Origin of the sequence: Mesorhizobium sp. M6A.T.Cr.TU.016.01.1.1 (genome assembly GCF_003952585.1) — a bacterium.
Lineage (GTDB): Bacteria > Pseudomonadota > Alphaproteobacteria > Rhizobiales > Rhizobiaceae > Mesorhizobium > Mesorhizobium mediterraneum.
Window position 1 is genome coordinate 6,377,998 of sequence record NZ_CP034452.1, and the last position, 15,886, is coordinate 6,393,883.

The 15,886-nt window shown below is 62.7% G+C and carries 16 protein-coding genes; 6 read left to right on the forward strand and 10 right to left on the reverse strand.

Translation table 11 applies throughout. From position 1 onward, the window contains the following. Positions 1–25: 25 nt before the first annotated feature. The 6 genes from glyA to EJ075_RS30980 form a co-directional block, all read right to left on the reverse strand. A complete protein-coding gene (gene glyA / locus EJ075_RS30955; protein ID WP_029353390.1) occupies positions 26–1,339 on the reverse strand; it encodes a serine hydroxymethyltransferase in 1,314 nt (437 codons plus the stop codon). Positions 1,340–1,457: 118 nt separating this feature from the next. Further along, positions 1,458–3,104 carry a Na+/H+ antiporter gene (locus EJ075_RS30960; protein ID WP_126106902.1) on the reverse strand — a complete coding sequence of 549 codons (1,647 nt, stop codon included), beginning with the start codon at positions 3,102–3,104 and terminating at the stop codon, positions 1,458–1,460. A 107-nt stretch (positions 3,105–3,211) separates the two neighbouring features. Beyond that, the gene (locus tag EJ075_RS30965) at positions 3,212–4,465 is read right to left on the reverse strand and encodes a L,D-transpeptidase family protein (protein ID WP_126106903.1); all 1,254 of its coding nucleotides are present in this window, start codon (positions 4,463–4,465) and stop codon (positions 3,212–3,214) included. Between the two features lie 333 nt (positions 4,466–4,798). Beyond that, on the reverse strand, positions 4,799–5,314 hold the full coding sequence (locus EJ075_RS30970) for a winged helix DNA-binding protein (protein WP_126106904.1): 516 nt from the start codon (positions 5,312–5,314) through the stop codon (positions 4,799–4,801). Between the two features lie 256 nt (positions 5,315–5,570). Continuing rightward, complete coding sequence (locus EJ075_RS30975; RefSeq protein WP_126106905.1) at positions 5,571–5,993, reverse strand: DUF6163 family protein; 423 nt, start codon at positions 5,991–5,993, stop codon at positions 5,571–5,573. Then, positions 5,990–7,033, reverse strand: coding sequence for an enoyl-CoA hydratase/isomerase family protein (locus EJ075_RS30980; RefSeq protein WP_126106906.1), 1,044 nt, complete (start codon positions 7,031–7,033; stop codon positions 5,990–5,992). The genes EJ075_RS30975 and EJ075_RS30980 overlap by 4 nt, the downstream gene beginning before the upstream one ends. Positions 7,034–7,195: 162 nt before the next feature. Here EJ075_RS30980 and EJ075_RS30985 point away from each other — a divergent pair, with 162 nt between their 5' ends. The 4 genes from EJ075_RS30985 to EJ075_RS31005 all read left to right on the forward strand — a co-directional run bounded on the left by EJ075_RS30985 (position 7,196) and on the right by EJ075_RS31005 (position 11,040). Next, on the forward strand, positions 7,196–8,008 hold the full coding sequence (locus EJ075_RS30985; protein ID WP_126106907.1) for a DUF2066 domain-containing protein: 813 nt from the start codon (positions 7,196–7,198) through the stop codon (positions 8,006–8,008). A 98-nt stretch (positions 8,009–8,106) separates the two neighbouring features. Next, on the forward strand, positions 8,107–9,138 hold the full coding sequence (gene hemB, locus EJ075_RS30990) for a porphobilinogen synthase (RefSeq protein WP_126106908.1): 1,032 nt from the start codon (positions 8,107–8,109) through the stop codon (positions 9,136–9,138). Positions 9,139–9,331: 193 nt separating this feature from the next. After that, positions 9,332–9,805, forward strand: a complete 474-nt coding sequence (locus EJ075_RS30995) for a nucleoside deaminase (protein WP_126106909.1) — start codon at positions 9,332–9,334, stop codon at positions 9,803–9,805. Positions 9,806–10,395: 590 nt separating this feature from the next. Next, on the forward strand, positions 10,396–11,040 hold the full coding sequence (locus tag EJ075_RS31005) for a dihydrofolate reductase family protein (protein ID WP_126106910.1): 645 nt from the start codon (positions 10,396–10,398) through the stop codon (positions 11,038–11,040). Positions 11,041–11,236: 196 nt separating this feature from the next. Here EJ075_RS31005 and ppk2 read toward each other — a convergent pair whose 3' ends face one another. Next, on the reverse strand, positions 11,237–12,157 hold the full coding sequence (ppk2, locus tag EJ075_RS31010; RefSeq protein ID WP_095485749.1) for a polyphosphate kinase 2: 921 nt from the start codon (positions 12,155–12,157) through the stop codon (positions 11,237–11,239). A 260-nt stretch (positions 12,158–12,417) separates the two neighbouring features. Between ppk2 and EJ075_RS31015 the strand changes: the two genes are divergently transcribed. Further along, entirely contained in the window at positions 12,418–13,461 is a 1,044-nt protein-coding gene (locus tag EJ075_RS31015; RefSeq protein ID WP_126106911.1) for an aldo/keto reductase, read from the forward strand. A gap of 33 nt (positions 13,462–13,494) precedes the next feature. On the opposite strand, the gene EJ075_RS31020 is transcribed toward EJ075_RS31015, so the two are convergent. Next, entirely contained in the window at positions 13,495–14,466 is a 972-nt protein-coding gene (locus tag EJ075_RS31020) for a glycosyl transferase family 90 (RefSeq protein ID WP_095485748.1), read from the reverse strand. Between the two features lie 204 nt (positions 14,467–14,670). Between EJ075_RS31020 and EJ075_RS31025 the strand changes: the two genes are divergently transcribed. Next, positions 14,671–14,829, forward strand: coding sequence for a hypothetical protein (locus EJ075_RS31025; protein ID WP_023798419.1), 159 nt, complete (start codon positions 14,671–14,673; stop codon positions 14,827–14,829). Between the two features lie 55 nt (positions 14,830–14,884). Here EJ075_RS31025 and EJ075_RS31030 read toward each other — a convergent pair whose 3' ends face one another. Next, entirely contained in the window at positions 14,885–15,145 is a 261-nt protein-coding gene (locus EJ075_RS31030; RefSeq protein WP_126107524.1) for a DUF982 domain-containing protein, read from the reverse strand. A 58-nt stretch (positions 15,146–15,203) separates the two neighbouring features. After that, complete coding sequence (locus tag EJ075_RS31035) at positions 15,204–15,869, reverse strand: GntR family transcriptional regulator (protein WP_126106912.1); 666 nt, start codon at positions 15,867–15,869, stop codon at positions 15,204–15,206. Positions 15,870–15,886 lie beyond the last annotated feature (17 nt).

The following is a 15,886-nucleotide window of genomic DNA, read 5'->3' on the forward strand; positions in this document are numbered from 1 at the left end:
ATAAGGGATGACAGTTTGCGTGGGCTCAGCCGAGATATGGATAGAGCGGAAAGCGGTCCGTCAACGCGGCCACCTTCGCCTTCACCGCGGCCTCGACGGCCGCATTGCCCTCGTCGGAATTTGCGGCCTTGAGCCCGTCCAGCACCTCGGCGATCAGCTTGCCGATCTCGCGGAACTCGGCCTGGCCGAAACCGCGCGTCGTGCCGGCCGGCGTGCCGAGCCGCACACCCGAGGTGACAAACGGCTTTTCGGGATCGAAAGGAATGCCGTTCTTGTTGCAGGTGATGTTGGCGCGGCCAAGCGCTGCCTCGGCACGCTTGCCGGTGGCGTTCTTGGGACGCAGGTCGACCAGCATCAGATGATTGTCGGTGCCGCCGGAAACGATGTCGAGACCGGTTTCCTGCAGGCTGGAGGCCAGCGCCTTGGCATTGGCGGCGACGCTCTCGGCATAGAGTTTGAAGCTTGGCTTCAGCGCTTCGCCGAAGGCCACCGCCTTGGCGGCGATGACATGCATCAGCGGGCCACCCTGCAGACCCGGAAACACGGCCGAATTCATCTTCTTAGCGATGTCCTCATCATTGCACAGGATCATGCCGCCGCGCGGGCCACGCAGCGACTTGTGCGTGGTGGTGGTCACCACATGGGCATATGGCAGCGGCGACGGGTGCACGCCACCGGCGACCAGGCCGGCGATATGCGCCATGTCGACCATCAGGTAAGCGCCGATCGAGTCGGCAATCTCACGAAAGCGCTTCCAGTCCCAGACCCGCGAATAGGCGGTTCCGCCAGCCAGGATCAGCTTCGGCTTCGTCTCATGGGCGGTCTTCTCGATCGCATCCATGTCGAGCAGATGATCGTCCCTGCGCACGCCGTAGGAAACGACCTTGAACCATTTGCCGCTCATGTTGACCGGCGAGCCATGCGTCAGGTGCCCACCGGAATTGAGGTCGAGGCCCATGAAGGTGTCGCCGGGCTGCAGCAGCGCCAGGAACACCGCCTGATTCATCTGGCTGCCGGAATTCGGCTGGACGTTGGCGAAGTTGCAGCCGAAGAGTTTTTTCGCGCGCTCGATGGCCAGTTCCTCGGCCACGTCGACGAATTGGCAGCCGCCATAGTAGCGCTTGCCCGGATAGCCCTCGGCGTACTTGTTGGTCATGATCGACCCTTGCGCCTCCAGCACGGCACGGGAGACGATGTTTTCCGAAGCGATCAGCTCGATCTCGTGGCGCTGGCGGCCAAGTTCATTGCGGATCGCGCCGAAAATCTCCGGATCGGCATCGGCAAGCGTGGTTTCGAAGAAGGATTCGAATTTGTTCGACACTGCCGCTGCTGTTGCCATGCTTGAGATCCTTGTCGTCCGGGGGGTCTGCCGCGCCATTAACACAGTTGCTTCCGCCCCGCCACGTTTGAGGCGCGAAATTTGCTGGCCGGATTGCGGCAGCAAGGCGAAGAGCCGGCTATTTCCTCGCCTGACGGCCCTTCAGCAAGGCTTCGGTAAGCGTGATCTCGGTCAACAGCGCCTGCATCGTATGGTCGTTGATCTCACGGCTGCGAAACATGGCGCGCACGGCCGCGCGCTCGGCCTCGATGCCGGCAAGCCTCATTTCGAGCTCGAGCCGTCCGGCTTCGCGGGCCTCGGTGCGGGCTTCATCGGCCTCGTCGGAGGCGGCGATGCGACGCCGATAACCGGCGACGATGCTGTCGGCAGCGGCAAGCCGGGCACCGGGCACCTCGCCTTCGTCCCCGTCTTGTGCCCCCGCGATGCTCTCGATGCGGGCGATCGCCGCCTTGGCCGCGCCGACACGCGCCAGGCGTTCCTCGGCAGCACCGGGATGCTCGCCCGGCTCGACCAGCCCGCGCGCTATCTTCGGCAAGGCAAGGCTGGCGATGACAAGCGAACAGATGATGACGCCCGCGGCGAGGAAGATCACCACATCGCGCGCCGGAAACGGCGAGCCGTCCGGCATGGCGAGCGGCAGCGACAGGATGCCGGCCAGCGTGATGGCGCCGCGCACGCCCGCCACCGAGCCGGCGAGCCGCACGCGCAGGCCGAACGTCTCGGCCTTGCGCTTGCCAAATCGCGCGGCAAGGCGTGCCGCGATGTCACCGACCCAGATCCACAGGAAGCGCAGCGCGATCAGGCATAGGGTAAGGATCAGCACAGTCAGGATCGGCTCGATCAGCCAATGCCGGCTGCTCAGCTCAGGCGGCACATGGCGGATGATGTCGGGAAGCTGCAGGCCGAGCAGGATGAACAGCGCACCGTTGAAGACGAAGGACAGCGTCGTCCACAGCGATATGGTCTGCATGCGCGCCGAGACCCCGAGATAGCGGAATATGCCGGACCCACTGGTGAGCACACCGGCGGTGACGGCGGCCAGGATTCCGGACGCACCGGCATGCTCGGCGCCGAGATAGGCAATGAAGGGGATCAGGATCATCACCAGCACCTGTGCCTCGGCCGGCACACCGCCGATGCGGTTAAGCAATTGCAGCGCCTTGGCGGCGGCGAACACCGCCACCACACCGGCCAGGATGCCGGCAGCAACGGCGTAGAGGAAACTCAGCGAAGCGGCGGCGAAGGAAAAGCTGCCGGTCAGCACTGCCGCCACGGCGAAGCGGAACATGACGAGGCCAGACGCGTCGTTGAGCAGCGACTCGCCTTCCAGAATGTGCATCAGCCGCGCCGGAACCACGTTCCGGTCGACGATCGAGGAGACGGCTACCGCGTCGGTCGGCGACAGCACCGCGGCGAGCGCGAAGGCGACGACCAGCGGGATGCTCGGCACCAGCCAATGCAAGGCATAGCCGAAGCCGACGATTGTGAAGAAGACGAGCCCGATGGCAAGGTCGAGGATCGGGCCGCGCAGCGCCAGCAACTCGCGCTTCGGTGCAGTGACGGCATCGCTGAACAGCAGCGGCGGGATGAACACCAGCAGGAACAGCTCGGGATCGATCTCGATGTGGACGCCGCGCACCGGCCAGGCGAGTGCAGCACCCATGGCAATCTGCAGCACCGGCAACGGCACCTGCACCAGCCGGACCAGCGCGCCCGAAACCGCGACGAAGCCGAGCACGACCAGGATGAAGATGGCAACTTGCATGGCCCTGTACCGAACGGCGCTTTCCGGACCCAGCGCAAAGCGCGCCCTCCAGCCGGATACAAAAAGGCCGCCCTCAGCGGCGGCCTTTCAGTAAAAAGATCAGTCGCTTAGAGCGCAGAGGTGATCTGCAGCTCGTTGGCTCCATCGAGCCCGTAGATGTCGTCGCGGAACTGCACGACACCAGGCCCCGTCGACCAGGCCGAGATGTAGAGGAAATAGACCGGCACCGGATTGTTGACCTGCACCGGGATGTTCTCGCCGCTCTTGATCGCCGCCTCGAAATGCTGACGGTTCCAGCCTGGCGTGTCGCGCAGGATCCAGGTGACGAGATCGCGCACGTTCTGGACGCGCACGCAGCCCGAGGAATCGAAGCGCATCATCTTGCCGAACAGGCTCTGCTGCGGCGTGTCGTGCATATAGACGCCATCCGGGCTCGGAAAATTGATCTTGACCGAGGCCATTGCATTGCCGGCGCCCGGATCCTGGCGGAAGCGGTATTTCTCGGCGTCATCGGTCGACCAGTCCACGTTCAGCGGATCGACCTCGCTGCCATCCGGTGCGAACAGACGGATCTTGCTGTCCTTGAGATAGTTGGGGTCCTTCCGCATCAGCGGAATGATGTCCTTGCGCACGATCGAGACCGGCGCGTTCCAGTAGGGATTGACGATGATCTCGTTGATCTTGGAATCGACGATCGGCGTCTGGCGGTCGATCTTGCCGACAACGGCGGTGTGGCGCAGCACGACGCGGTCGTTCTCGACCGCCTCGATCTGGGCGCCCGGGATGTCGACCAATACATAACGGTTGCCCAGCGTGCCGGCGCGCTCGTGCAGCCGCTGCAGATTGGTCTGCAACTGGCCAAGCCGGACCTGCGCCGAAACATTCATCGCCGCATAGGTATATTGGCCCAGGGTCCCGTCGGAAGGCAGGCCATGGCGCGCCTGGAAGCGCTTGACCGCGGCATCGACATAGGAATCGAAGGCCTCTGAAAGGCCGGCGCTCTGCGCCAGGTCGCCCGAAACCATCAAGCGCCTGCGCAACGGCACCACGTCGGGGTCGATGACGCCGAGCTGCAATTTCTTGGTGTCCGGGACCGGCTCCCAGCCGCCCTGCGCGACGATATTCTGATACTGCGCTATCGCCTGCTCGGTAAAGGAAACGGTCTGCGGGCTGACGATCGGCAGCGTCGAGGCCACCTTGCCGCCCTGGCTGGCGCGGGCGTCGAACTGGTCGTCCCAGTTGCCGCGGCCCGAGGATTTCAGGATATCTCCGATCACGTCCTGCGCGCTGGCGCCACTGGCAAGCATCGTCGCTGCCAACGCGGAGGCTCCGGAAAGGAAGAAACGGCGACTGGTTCTCATGTACGCTCCAGACAGTCTTGTAACAAATCTTTTCACCGGGCGATCCCGCCCGCACTCTAGGGTTGGCATTCTTAACAATTAGCCAACCATGGCCCCTTCGGCTGCGAGAACGCGCCGGGGCGACGCGCGTTCAGGAAGATGCTTGGCCTTGGCCACAACATCACCCGCATTCTCGCTTTCACCGGGAATATGGCGGCAACGTGGCCCTGAGCGCGATTTGGATCGGCTCGCCCTCACGAAACGGAAAGACCGGTGCTTTTCGGCCACCGGTCTTTAGGTCGCTATCCGACCGCGCCTCTTCGGCGCGGCTTTCCCCTAGAAGTGGCGTATGCCTTACATCCGATAAGCGATGGTATCGTTCCAGAAGCGATCCAGCCGCTGCAGGGCGCGGTTCATCTGCTTGAATTCTTCCGTGTTAATGCCGCCGACCTGCTCGATCGAGCCGACATGGCGCTCGTAGAGGCCGCCGACGACTTCCGCCACCTCATTGCCCTTCGGCGTCAGCGAGACCCGCACCGAACGGCGGTCGATGCGCGAGCGCTGGTGGTTGATGAAGCCGAGATCGACCAGCTTCTTCAGATTGTAGGAGACGTTCGAGCCGAGATAGTAGCCGCGCGAGCGCAGCTCGCCGGCGGTCAGCTCCGAATTGCCGATGTTGAAGAGCAGCAGCGCCTGGATGGCGTTGATGTCGGAACGGCCGTTGCGGTCGAATTCGTCCTTGATCACGTCAAGCAGACGGCGGTGCAGGCGCTCCACCAGCTGCAGCGATTCCATGTACAGCGAACGGATCGCCTCGCGGCGGTCATCGGATACGTTGGCGGTCTTCGCCGCCGGACGGGAATTGATCATTGTCTTTGCCTCTCGTTTGTCGCCTGGTGATTTTTTGTTTTTCACCTTGATCGCGACACTATCGAATACTCATAAAATTCGACTTAAACGCTAGGGCTAACAAGAGCTTACCGGTAAGAGGTTTCGAAAGAGGCTTAACGAAGGGTCACCCGAACAAGGATGATTAACCTAAAGATTTAGCCAATGGTTCCGGGCGGAAATTTGAGCGTCCAATGGGACGCGCGGCGCTATTCTTGTTGAGCATCGGTCCGATGCTCTATTGCCGGGTCTGGCGCTTCTGCATCCAGATCACCACGCGAAAGACGATGTAGAGCAGCGCCACCGCCGCATGCGAGGCGACGATCAGCAGGCGGTGGCCGAAGAGCTCGGGAAAGCCGGCATACATGACGGTCTCGGTCACCGCGCAGATGACCCAGATCACCGGCCCCCAGGAGGCCAGCATCCACAGGCCGGCGGCAGCGAAGGGAAAGAAGACGGCGAGCATCACCGCCGCCACCTGCCAAGGCACCGGCATCAGGTCGAAGCGCCACAACGGGCCGGGGTAGAAGCCGATCAGCCGGATCCAGTACAAAATCCCGAACAACAGGCAGTAGCCGGATACGACGCGCTGGAACCAGGCGAAGATGATCTCGATCGTCGAGGGCTGGAGCACGACGCGTCTCGACGTGGCGTCGCTCACAGTTCGAGTTCCCGTTCGCCGAGCGGCGCGAAATAGGCGTCGACATCGGCAGCGCTGATCATATCGATGCCTACCGGCCGCCAGAGCGGTGTCGAGCCCTTGTCGATGATAGCGGCGCGAATGCCTTCGTAGAAATCGTGGCCGGCAAGCATGCGGTTGAGGATACGGAACTCCATACGCATGCACTCGTTCATCGACAGCGTCAGCCCGGCGCTGATCTCACGCCAGGCGACATGCAGGCTGGTCGGCGAGCGGCTGCGGATCGTCGCCAGCGTCTTTGCCGCGAACGCATCGGTGAGGGCAGCTCGTTCCAGGCTGCCGATGACGTCACCCAGCGACGGTTGCGCGAAATGGCTGGCGATCGCTTCCAGCGTCGGTCTGTCCGTCTCGCGCCGCGCCGGGATGAAGAAACCGCGCAGCACCGATTCCGGATCGCCGCTCGCCGCCAGCCGATCGAGAAAGCCGGCCTGATCCTCCGCCTTGATCGTATGCGTCGCCAAGCCCGACCACAAAGCATCGCCATAGCGGATGCGGTTTCCGGTCAGGGCCAGATACATGCCGAAGCTGCCGCCAAGGTCCGGCAGGAGATGACTGGCGCCGACATCCGGGAAAAAGCCGATGCCGACTTCCGGCATGGCGAATTGAGCGTTCTCGGTCATCACGCGCTGCGAGCCGTGAAACGAGATGCCGACGCCGCCGCCCATGACGATGCCGTCGATCAGCGCGACATAGGGTTTCTTGAACCGCGCGATGCGGGCGTTCAGCCGGTATTCGTCGGCGAAGAAATCGACCGGCGGCTTTCCCGCCCGGCCGGCCTCGTAGACGTGGAGGATGTCGCCGCCGGCCGAAAACGCCCTGCCCTCGGCCTTGACGACGACGACATCGATTTCATGATCCCGCTCCCAGGCGCGCAGCGCCTTGTCGAGCGCCTTGACCATGCGATGGGTGACGGCATTGAGCGCCTGCGGCCGCGTCAGCGTGACGACGCCAGCCTTGCCCAATCGTTCGAAGCGGATCTCGTCGCCGCCGCCAAAATCCATCGCGATAGAATCCCTCCCCCGCGCCGCCGGGACTGAAGTGCTAAAGCGTGGCGCATGGGTGCGTCAATGCCAACGGTGCAATCCTGCCGCCTTGGTCGCCGCCGGCGCCCGATGCTAGAATTGACTATCTTGATGACGGGCTTTCCAACCGGACGTTGAACCATGCCTGGATTTTTGCGTCTTGCCCTTGTGGCGATCGGCCTGATGGTATGCGCGACTGCCCATCCTGCATCCGCCAATGACGACCTTTATAGCGCGCGGACCATCGTGACCGGCCAAGGCGAGCAGAACCGCCAGATCGGTTTTAAGGCTTGCCTGGATGCGGTTCTGGTCAGAGTCTCCGGCGATCAGCGGCTGCCGAAAAAGCCTGAGATGGCGGCACTGCGCGACAAGGCTGGCAGCTTCGTTGCCGAATTCCGCTACCGCGACCGGATGGAAGGCATCCACGACGAACAGGGCACGCATGACCGGCCGCACGATCTTACTTGCCTCTACAAACCCGCCGTGATCGACCCGGTGCTGGCATCGCTCGGCAGCCGGCCGTGGCTTGCCGAGCGGCCGCAGCTGGCGATCTTTCTGGCAACGGAGCGAGGCGCCAGGCATTTCGCGCTGACCGCAGACGATGAGCGCGGCGCACCGATGCGCGAATCATTCGTGAATGCTGCCGACCCGCTGGCGATGCGGATCGCATTTCCTAAGGCGTCGCACCTCTCCGAATCCAGGCTGGACGACAAGGCGCTGCACCAGACGGATATGGCAGCTCTGGACAAGGCCGCCAAACAGGCCGGCGCCGACCAGGCGCTTGCCGGTAGCATCGTCTGGAGCGACAAGGAATTGGGCTGGATCGCCGACTGGCGGCTTGCCACGGGCGGCAAGACCTATCACTGGCAGGTGCGCGGCGTCAGTTTCGACGAGGCGTTCCGCGTCGCCATGCGGGGAGCGGCGCAGGTCCTGTCCGGCAACGGTCAGCCATAGGTATACCGATATCCAGGCGATGCCAGCCTGGCACAATCGTGTCGCATTGGTCAGCGGCGGAGGCTCGTGGTAAAAGTCCCCGATCCGGAGTTTTGGCGATGAACAAATTCACCCCAGCAAAGCCTGCCGGCGCGCGCAGCGTCGACGAGATCACCGGCAGCCGCCGTTTGCGCCGCATGCGCAAGGCCGACTGGTCGCGCCGCCTTGTGCAGGAGAACCGGCTCTCCGTCGACGACCTGATCTGGCCGATCTTCGTCGTCGATGGGAAAAGTATCCGCGAACCGATCGCCGCCATGCCCGGCGTCTTCCGCCTGTCGCTCGACCTTGCCGTCAAGGAGGCCGAGCGCGCGGCAAAGCTCGGCATTCCGGCGATCGCAACCTTCCCCAATGTCGAGCTCGGCCTGCGCGACCAGACCGGCTCGCACATCCTCGATCCGGAAAACGTCATCAACCGCGCTACGCGCGCCATCAAGCACGCGGTGCCCGAAATCGGCATCATCACCGACGCGGCGCTCGATCCCTTCACCTCGCACGGCCATGACGGCATCTTGCGCGACGGCATCATCGTCAACGATGAGACGGTGGAACAGGTGACGGCGGCGGCCGTCATCCAGGCGGCGGCCGGCGCCGACATCATCGCGCCCTCCGACATGATGGATGGCCGCATCGGCGCCATCCGCGATGCGCTCGACGCCAATGGTTTTCAGGATGTGGCGATCATGTCCTACGCGACGAAATTCGCCTCCGCCTTCTACGGACCCTATCGCGAGGCGGTCGGCACCGCCGGCCTGCTCAAGGGCGACAAGAAGACCTATTATCTCGATCACGCCAATTCCGACGAGGCCGTGCGCGAGGCCGAGCAGGATCTCGCCGAGGGCGCCGACATGCTGATGGTCAAGCCCGGCCTGCCCTATCTCGACATCATTCGCAGGCTGAAGGACGAATTCCGGATGCCGACCTTCGCCTATCAGGTGTCGGGCGAATATTCGATGATCAAGGCGGCTGCCGCCAATGGCTGGATCGACGGCGACAAGGCGATGCTGGAATCGCTTCTCGCCTTCAAGCGCGCCGGCTGCGACGGGATCCTCACCTATTTCGCGCCCGAAGTGGCGGCGATGCTGAAGGGGTAGGCACTCGCAATCATCACCACACGCGACAGCCTTCATCCTATGTTGAAGGCCGAGATCAAACAATCGGCCGTGCGCATAGCCAGAAGATGACGGTTGCGGCGATGCAGATCGCCTAACTGAATCTGATCTGCAGCCCTTGGAAATCCCTCCGATTCAAGACAATCATCCCACTCTAGCTTTTTGGGAGACTCTGATGGAAAGCCACGAGCCGTTTTTACGCGAGGCAATTGCGCTCTCGAAATCCGCAATGGAACGCGGCGACGAACCGTTTGGCTCGGTGCTGGTGAGGGACGGCGAAGTAATCCTGCGCGCCGAAAACAGCGTCTTCACCGGCCACGATATGACGAACCACGCCGAGATGAACCTGGTTAAACTAGCGGCGCAGCACTACGACGCTGCTTTTCTCGCTGACTGCACGCTCTACACCAGCACCGAGCCGTGCGCGATGTGCTCCGGGGCGATTTACTGGTCGGGCATCGGGCGTATGGTGTTTGCGTGCTCCGAAGCGCGGCTGGGCGAGATCGCTGGGATCGGGTTGAACGTGCCGAGCCGGGCGGTGTTGCAGACCGGCGCGCGCATCGTCACTGTGGTTGGCCCGACGAACCTCGAAGACGAAGCCGCCGAAGTCCACCAGGAATTCTGGCCGAAGCATCTGGGCAAGGCTTAGAGCCTCGGCTCAGGACGCACTGATTAGAGCCAGAAGATGACGGTTGCGGCGATGCAGATCGCCGAGAAGAAGGTATGCGCGCATCGGTCGTATCGGGTTGCAATGCGCCGCCGGTCTTTGAGCTTGGCGAAGAGGTTCTCGACCTTGTGGCGCTGGCGATAGAGTGCCCTGTCGTAGGGATATGGGACTTTCCGACTTCGGCTCGACGGGATGCTAAGGCTCGATGCCTTTGTTCCACAAAGCCTCGCGAAATGGCGCTGTCATAACCGCGATCCGCAATCAGGGCTTTGGCAGGGCGGCAGGGCATCGAGAACCATGCGTGCCCCTTTGTGGCCGCTCATCTGCCCCCGTAGGCCTGCAGCGCATCCTTCCATTGCAGGCCATGCTTGATGACGTAAATGCATCCTCGAGGCATCGCGGCGCAAGCAACTGCTGCTGCAACCACCCGTCTTGGCTGCGGTCCTGACGCGGCTGGCCCAAACAAGCCGCTCATCGCTCGGCGGAGATTTCAAAATACCGCTTGCAAAATGCAATCAGTATAACTAAAAGCAACTGCTTGCATTTCACAACTGGTCTCGAGGGAGGTACTCATGTCCAAGCTTCGCGTCAACGCCTTCACCCTGTCGATCGACGGCTTCGGCGCCGGTCCCGACCAGGACCTGAAAGAGCCGCTCGGCGTCGGTGGGGAAGCCCTGCACAACTGGATGTTCGGCACCCGGACCTTCCGCAACATGTCTGGCGACGATCGCGGGACCACGGACACGGACGACGGGTTCGTGGCGCGCAGCTTCGAAAACGTCGGGGCGTGGATAATGGGCCGCAACATGTTCGGGCCGATCCGCGGCGAGTGGCCGGATGAAAGCTGGAAAGGCTGGTGGGGAGACAATCCGCCCTACCATGTGCCGGTCTTCGTGCTCACCCACCATCCGCGGAATCCTATCGTCATGGAGGGCGGCACGACCTTCTATTTCGTGAACGACGGCATTCACTCAGCGCTGGAAAAGGCGAAAGCAGCGGCTGATGGCAAGGATGTCCGGCTCGGCGGTGGTGTCGCCACGATCCGGCAATATCTCAGGGAAAAGCTCATCGACGACATGCATCTGGCGATATCGCCGATGCTGCTCGGCTCCGGCGAGAACCTTTTTGCCGGCATCGACATGATCGAGCTCGGCTACCGGTGCAGCGAGCAGGTCGCGACGCCGAATGCCACGCACGTTGTCATTGAGCGCGCGTGAGCCTGGTTAGGTTCCCCCTTCTCCCCTTGTGGGGGAAGGTGGCCGAGCGAAGCTCGGTCGGATGAGGGGTGTTCCAGCTTGGCGCACACCTTCGTTCAAATCATCGATGCCTCGTTTCTTCCAGCACCCCTCATCCGTCTCGGCGCTGCGCGCCGATCCACCTTCTCCCACAAGAAGGGGAGAAGGGAGCCCTGCCTCAATACTTCTCCGGCACGTACAGCTCGCGCGGCAGCACCTGGCGCTCGTATTCGGGATTGAAGACGCGGTCGGGCAGCGTGATCTCTTCGTGCGGCACCTCCTCATAAGGCATCTGCTTGAGGAGATGATCGATGCAGTTCAGCCGCGCCCGCTTCTTGTCGTTACCCTCGACGATGAACCAAGGAGCTTCGGGAATGTTGGTGCGGGCGAACGTTTCTTCCTTGGCCTTGGTGTACTGCTCCCAGCGCACGCGCGACTGCAGGTCCATCGGCGAGAGCTTCCACTGCTTCATCGGATCATGGATGCGCATCTGGAAGCGCATCTGCTGCTCCTCGTCGGTGATGGAGAACCAGTATTTGACCAGCGTGACGCCGGAACGGACGAGCATGCGCTCGAACTCCGGCACGTCGCGGAAGAACTCCTCGACCTGATCCGGTTCGGCAAATCCCATCACCCTTTCGACGCCGGAGCGGTTGTACCATGAGCGGTCGAACAGCACGATCTCGCCGCCTGCCGGCAGATGCGGGACGTAGCGCTGGAAATACCATTGCGATTTCTCGCGCTCGGTCGGTGCCGGCAGTGCTACGACGCGGCAGATGCGCGGATTGAGCCGCTGGGTGATGCGCTTGATGACGCCACCCTTGCCGGCCGAGTCGCGGCCCTCGAAAACCACCACCAGCTTCTTCTTGTGGTAAGCCACCCAGGACTGCAGCTTGATCAATTCGGATTGCAGCGTGATCAGGTCGCGAAAATACTGCATGCGATCCATCGAGGGCGGATGCGCGTTCTTGTAGATCTTGGCGATTTCCAGCGACAGCGCGGGTTCCGACATTTCCAGCTCGTAGTCTTCGTCGAGCGTGTCGGCTAGCTCCGCTTCCAGCCAATCCCTGGCAGGAGAATTCTGTTTTGCTTCGGTCATTTATGCTGCTCCGCGTGCACGCCCGTGTCGGCGTCCGGCCTGCCGGCCGAGATCGAACACCTTGAGCCGACTTGCATACAGGCCGGCAATGACGGTTTTATTGCAGCCGGCTCGTGCGCCGGTCACCCAAATCCGTAAGATGTGATCGATCCGCCCTCCATGGGATGGGCGACAAGCCGCGCGACTTGTCCTACAAATGCCAGGCTCCTTCGGGCAGCCTTCGAAGCACCGCCTTCTCAACGCAATTGCGAGGATCTGACATGGAGTACCGCACTCTCGGCCGTTCCGGGCTGAAGGTTTCGACGCTGACCATGGGCACCATGACCTTTGGCGGCGCCGGCGCGTTTTCGGCGGTCGGAAAGACCGATCTCGACGAGGCGCGCCGGATGATCGACCTCTGCATCGATTCCGGCATCAATCTCATCGACACCGCCAACGTCTATTCGAACGGGCTTTCGGAAGAGATCATCGGCGAAGCGCTCGGCGGCAAACGCAAGGGCGATGTGCTGATCGCCTCCAAGGCGCGCATGCGGATCGGCGATGGCCCCAACGACGAAGGGCTATCGCGCTACCATCTGATCCGCGAGTGCGAGAAAAGCCTGAAGCGCCTCAGGACCGATGTCATCGACATCTATTTCCTGCACGAATGGGACGGCACGACGCCGCTCGAGGAGACCATCGCCGCGCTCGACACGCTCGTCAGCCAGGGCAAGGTCCGCTATGTCGGCTGTTCCAACTATTCCGGCTGGCAAGTGATGAAGGCACTGGGGATCAGCGATCGCCAGCACCAGCCGCGCTTCGTCACCCAGCAGATCCACTACACGCTGGAAGCGCGCGAAGCCGAATATGAATTGTTGCCGATCTCGGTCGATCAGGGGCTTGGCGTGCTGGTGTGGAGCCCGCTTGCCGGTGGATTGCTGTCCGGCAAATATCACCGCGACCAGGCCACCTCCCGTCAGCTCAGCGGCTGGAAAGAACCGCCGATCCGCGACGAGGACCGGCTGTGGCGGATCGTCGAAGTGCTTGCCTATATCGGCAAGAACCATGGCGTGTCGGCAGCACAGGTGGCGCTTGCCTGGCTGCTCGGCCGGCCGGCCGTTAGCTCGCTGGTCATCGGCGGCCGGACCGAAGCGCAGTTCAAGGACAATATCGCCGCCGCCAGCCTGGTTCTGACCAGCGATGAGCGCGCACGCCTGGACGCTGTGAGCAGGCCTCCTGTTCTCTACCCCTATTGGCACCAGCAGTTCACCGCAAAAGACCGGTTCGGTCCGGCCGATCTGGTCCTCGACCGGGATGCTATCTGACAGGGTCCGGATCAGGTCGAAGATCGCCGCGGGCTAGCCCGAGATAAAACGCCAGACCTCGGGATCAGGCTCGATCTGGCCGCTGAGCACGAAATATTTGTAGAGCACGAGCAAGCAGATCGCCTGCTCGGCCCGCTCATCGGCGAACTTGCGGCAATAGGCGTTGGCCGCGGCAACGATGCGTTCGGCCTCAGGCGGATGCTTCTCGAGGTGCTGCACCCGCTCGGCGAGGTCCGAGAAATCCGGTTCGAGCGGCACATAGTGGACACCAGCCACGAGTTCGCTTTCGCCGAACCATGTCTCGTATGTCGGCGGCGGCATCAGGCACAGCGAATTCGAACTCATGATCCATTTGAGGTTGGTCGCCACATCGTTGCCCTCGAGCGAAATGATGTAGCGGTAGCGCCGCTGCTGGTCGATGCTCAGATAAGGCTTGCGATATTCCGGCGCTGCCGTCGGTTTGGGCGTGCCGACATCGCAAAAGGGCAGATCGCGCGCGGCCTCCAGAAGCAAGGTCCGTATCGGATTGTTGAGCTCGCCGCGCCAGACGGCGACCGGAAGCTTGTCCGCGAAGGCAACATCGTCGGCGGGCATGTGGAAGTGGCGGAACTTGTTGAGCTTGAACAGGACCCCGTTCCTGTTGTCGCCGGCGATCGGCCGATCCTTGACGATCGACGGCATCGCAGGCACCTCGATGACGTCGCCGAATTCGAGGTCGATGCGCAAATCGGGATCGAAATAGCGGGTGAATTCCTTCAGGTCGTAGTAATACATGCTCCGGTCTGTCGGCAGCCGGCTGACCGGCACGGCATCGGCGCTCGGCGCGAAAGCGTCCTGCAGCCTGTTGTAATAGTTGAGACGCGCGCGGATCGACCCGTCCGAAAGCCTGGCCCGATCGAGCAGCCCGGCGAGCCTGCGGCGGAACAGCGCCTGCGGCGCGATATCGCGCATGGCATTGCGCGCATAGTAGAATAGCTTCTGTGCGTTTCTTTGAAGCGTGGCCATCGGTCACTTGGTAAAAACAGGTGAGCTTGTTATTTGTACCCCGGTCTCTCCTACACCATTGTGCCAGCCATCTTGCAAGCCCGGAACCGCGTGCAGCCGGCTTGCCGGCTATGTATGGAGCCGATCGGCCTTTGCGGTGTTGTGTTTGCAGCCCAATGCTCCTAGGCAGGGCTAACAACCTTCAGCATTGCGAAAGGAAGAGATATGGCGCGAGCACCGAATTACGGCCAGGAACGCAAGGAACGCGACCGGCAGAAGGCCGCCAAGAAGGCGGAAAAGCAGGCGGCCAAGGTCGCAGCCAAGGAACGTTCGAAGCCCGAGGACGAGACCACCTCCGAGACCGAAACGGAAACGGCAGAGTAAACGGCGTCCGGCCCGCGAGGCGGATCGGATTTGGCCTAGGAATCCCGCTGCGTCTTCAGGCCGGCGCCTTGTCGCTGACGAAAACGTTCACTTCGCGCGCGGCGGCTATGAAGGCGCGCCTCGCGATCATGGCCGGTTTGTCACCGGCCAGCGCATCATGGCAGGCCTGCAGCGCTTCGCGATGCTTCGGACTGCGCTTGCCGGGCCAGTTGTTGAGGAGGTAGTCGGAAGCCTCGCGGGCTGTACGCAAGAGCTGAGTGGCTCCCTCCGCGCCCGACTTGACGGTCACGGGTGTTTCAAATCGGTTGTTTTCCATCGCCGCTCTTACGCCATCGGCGCCCGCGAAGCGAGGGCGAAAGTGGTTGCCTCGGCAATCAGGCCGCGACGACGGCAAATCCCCTGGCACGCAGGCCGCGCCGATCATTGTGCAGCGACGTCACCAGCCGGTCGCGGCTGCCGACGATATGGGCCGAAAGCCGACGTGCCGCCTCTTCGGCTTCGCCAGCCCGCACCGCTGCCAGAATGGCATGGTGCTCGGCCCAGGCGCGGCCGAGTGCCGCCTCGTCGCGCACCTCCAGCCAGCGGGCGCGCGACAGGCGTGTCATGGCATCGCGGACCGCTCTGAACAGGAACTCGTTGCCGGACAGCCGTGCCAGCTCGATGTGAAAATCCATGCCGACGCGGTGCCATTCCTCGCGCGGGGTGCCGGCGTCACAGGAGTCCAGCATCGCCTCGATGATTTCGACAGCGCTCCTGTCCTCCAAGGCACAAGTCAGCTTGACCGCCGCAACCTCGACCGCCTCGCGGTAGACGGCGATCTGCTCGAGCTCGGCGAGATTGATGGGTGAAACCGTCCAGCCACGCCCGTCGCGGCAGACCAGGCCTTCCGTCTCGAGCCGCAGCAATGCTGCCCTGACCGGCGTGCGCGAGGCGCCGAAGCGGCTTTCGATCCAGCGTTCCGTCAGCCGCTCGCCCGGACCGACCTCGAGGCCGAGGATCATCTCGCGAAGCCCAATTTCGACATTCTGCATCTGCGACATTGCGGTTTCCGATTTCT

Excerpts from the sequence above, each read along its gene's own strand:
- glyA (WP_029353390.1), bottom strand. The coding sequence starts at position 1,339 with ATGGCAACAGCAGCGGCAGTGTCGAACAAATTCGAATCCTTCTTCGAA.
- EJ075_RS30960 (WP_126106902.1), bottom strand. The coding sequence starts at position 3,104 with ATGCAAGTTGCCATCTTCATCCTGGTCGTGCTCGGCTTCGTCGCGGTT.
- EJ075_RS30965 (WP_126106903.1), bottom strand. The coding sequence starts at position 4,465 with ATGAGAACCAGTCGCCGTTTCTTCCTTTCCGGAGCCTCCGCGTTGGCA.
- EJ075_RS30970 (WP_126106904.1), bottom strand. The coding sequence starts at position 5,314 with ATGATCAATTCCCGTCCGGCGGCGAAGACCGCCAACGTATCCGATGAC.
- EJ075_RS30980 (WP_126106906.1), bottom strand. The coding sequence starts at position 7,033 with ATGGATTTTGGCGGCGGCGACGAGATCCGCTTCGAACGATTGGGCAAG.
- EJ075_RS30985 (WP_126106907.1), top strand. The coding sequence starts at position 7,196 with ATGCCTGGATTTTTGCGTCTTGCCCTTGTGGCGATCGGCCTGATGGTA.
- hemB (WP_126106908.1), top strand. The coding sequence starts at position 8,107 with ATGAACAAATTCACCCCAGCAAAGCCTGCCGGCGCGCGCAGCGTCGAC.
- EJ075_RS30995 (WP_126106909.1), top strand. The coding sequence starts at position 9,332 with ATGGAAAGCCACGAGCCGTTTTTACGCGAGGCAATTGCGCTCTCGAAA.
- EJ075_RS31005 (WP_126106910.1), top strand. The coding sequence starts at position 10,396 with ATGTCCAAGCTTCGCGTCAACGCCTTCACCCTGTCGATCGACGGCTTC.
- ppk2 (WP_095485749.1), bottom strand. The coding sequence starts at position 12,157 with ATGACCGAAGCAAAACAGAATTCTCCTGCCAGGGATTGGCTGGAAGCG.
- EJ075_RS31015 (WP_126106911.1), top strand. The coding sequence starts at position 12,418 with ATGGAGTACCGCACTCTCGGCCGTTCCGGGCTGAAGGTTTCGACGCTG.
- EJ075_RS31020 (WP_095485748.1), bottom strand. The coding sequence starts at position 14,466 with ATGGCCACGCTTCAAAGAAACGCACAGAAGCTATTCTACTATGCGCGC.
- EJ075_RS31025 (WP_023798419.1), top strand. The coding sequence starts at position 14,671 with ATGGCGCGAGCACCGAATTACGGCCAGGAACGCAAGGAACGCGACCGG.
- EJ075_RS31030 (WP_126107524.1), bottom strand. The coding sequence starts at position 15,145 with ATGGAAAACAACCGATTTGAAACACCCGTGACCGTCAAGTCGGGCGCG.
- EJ075_RS31035 (WP_126106912.1), bottom strand. The coding sequence starts at position 15,869 with ATGTCGCAGATGCAGAATGTCGAAATTGGGCTTCGCGAGATGATCCTC.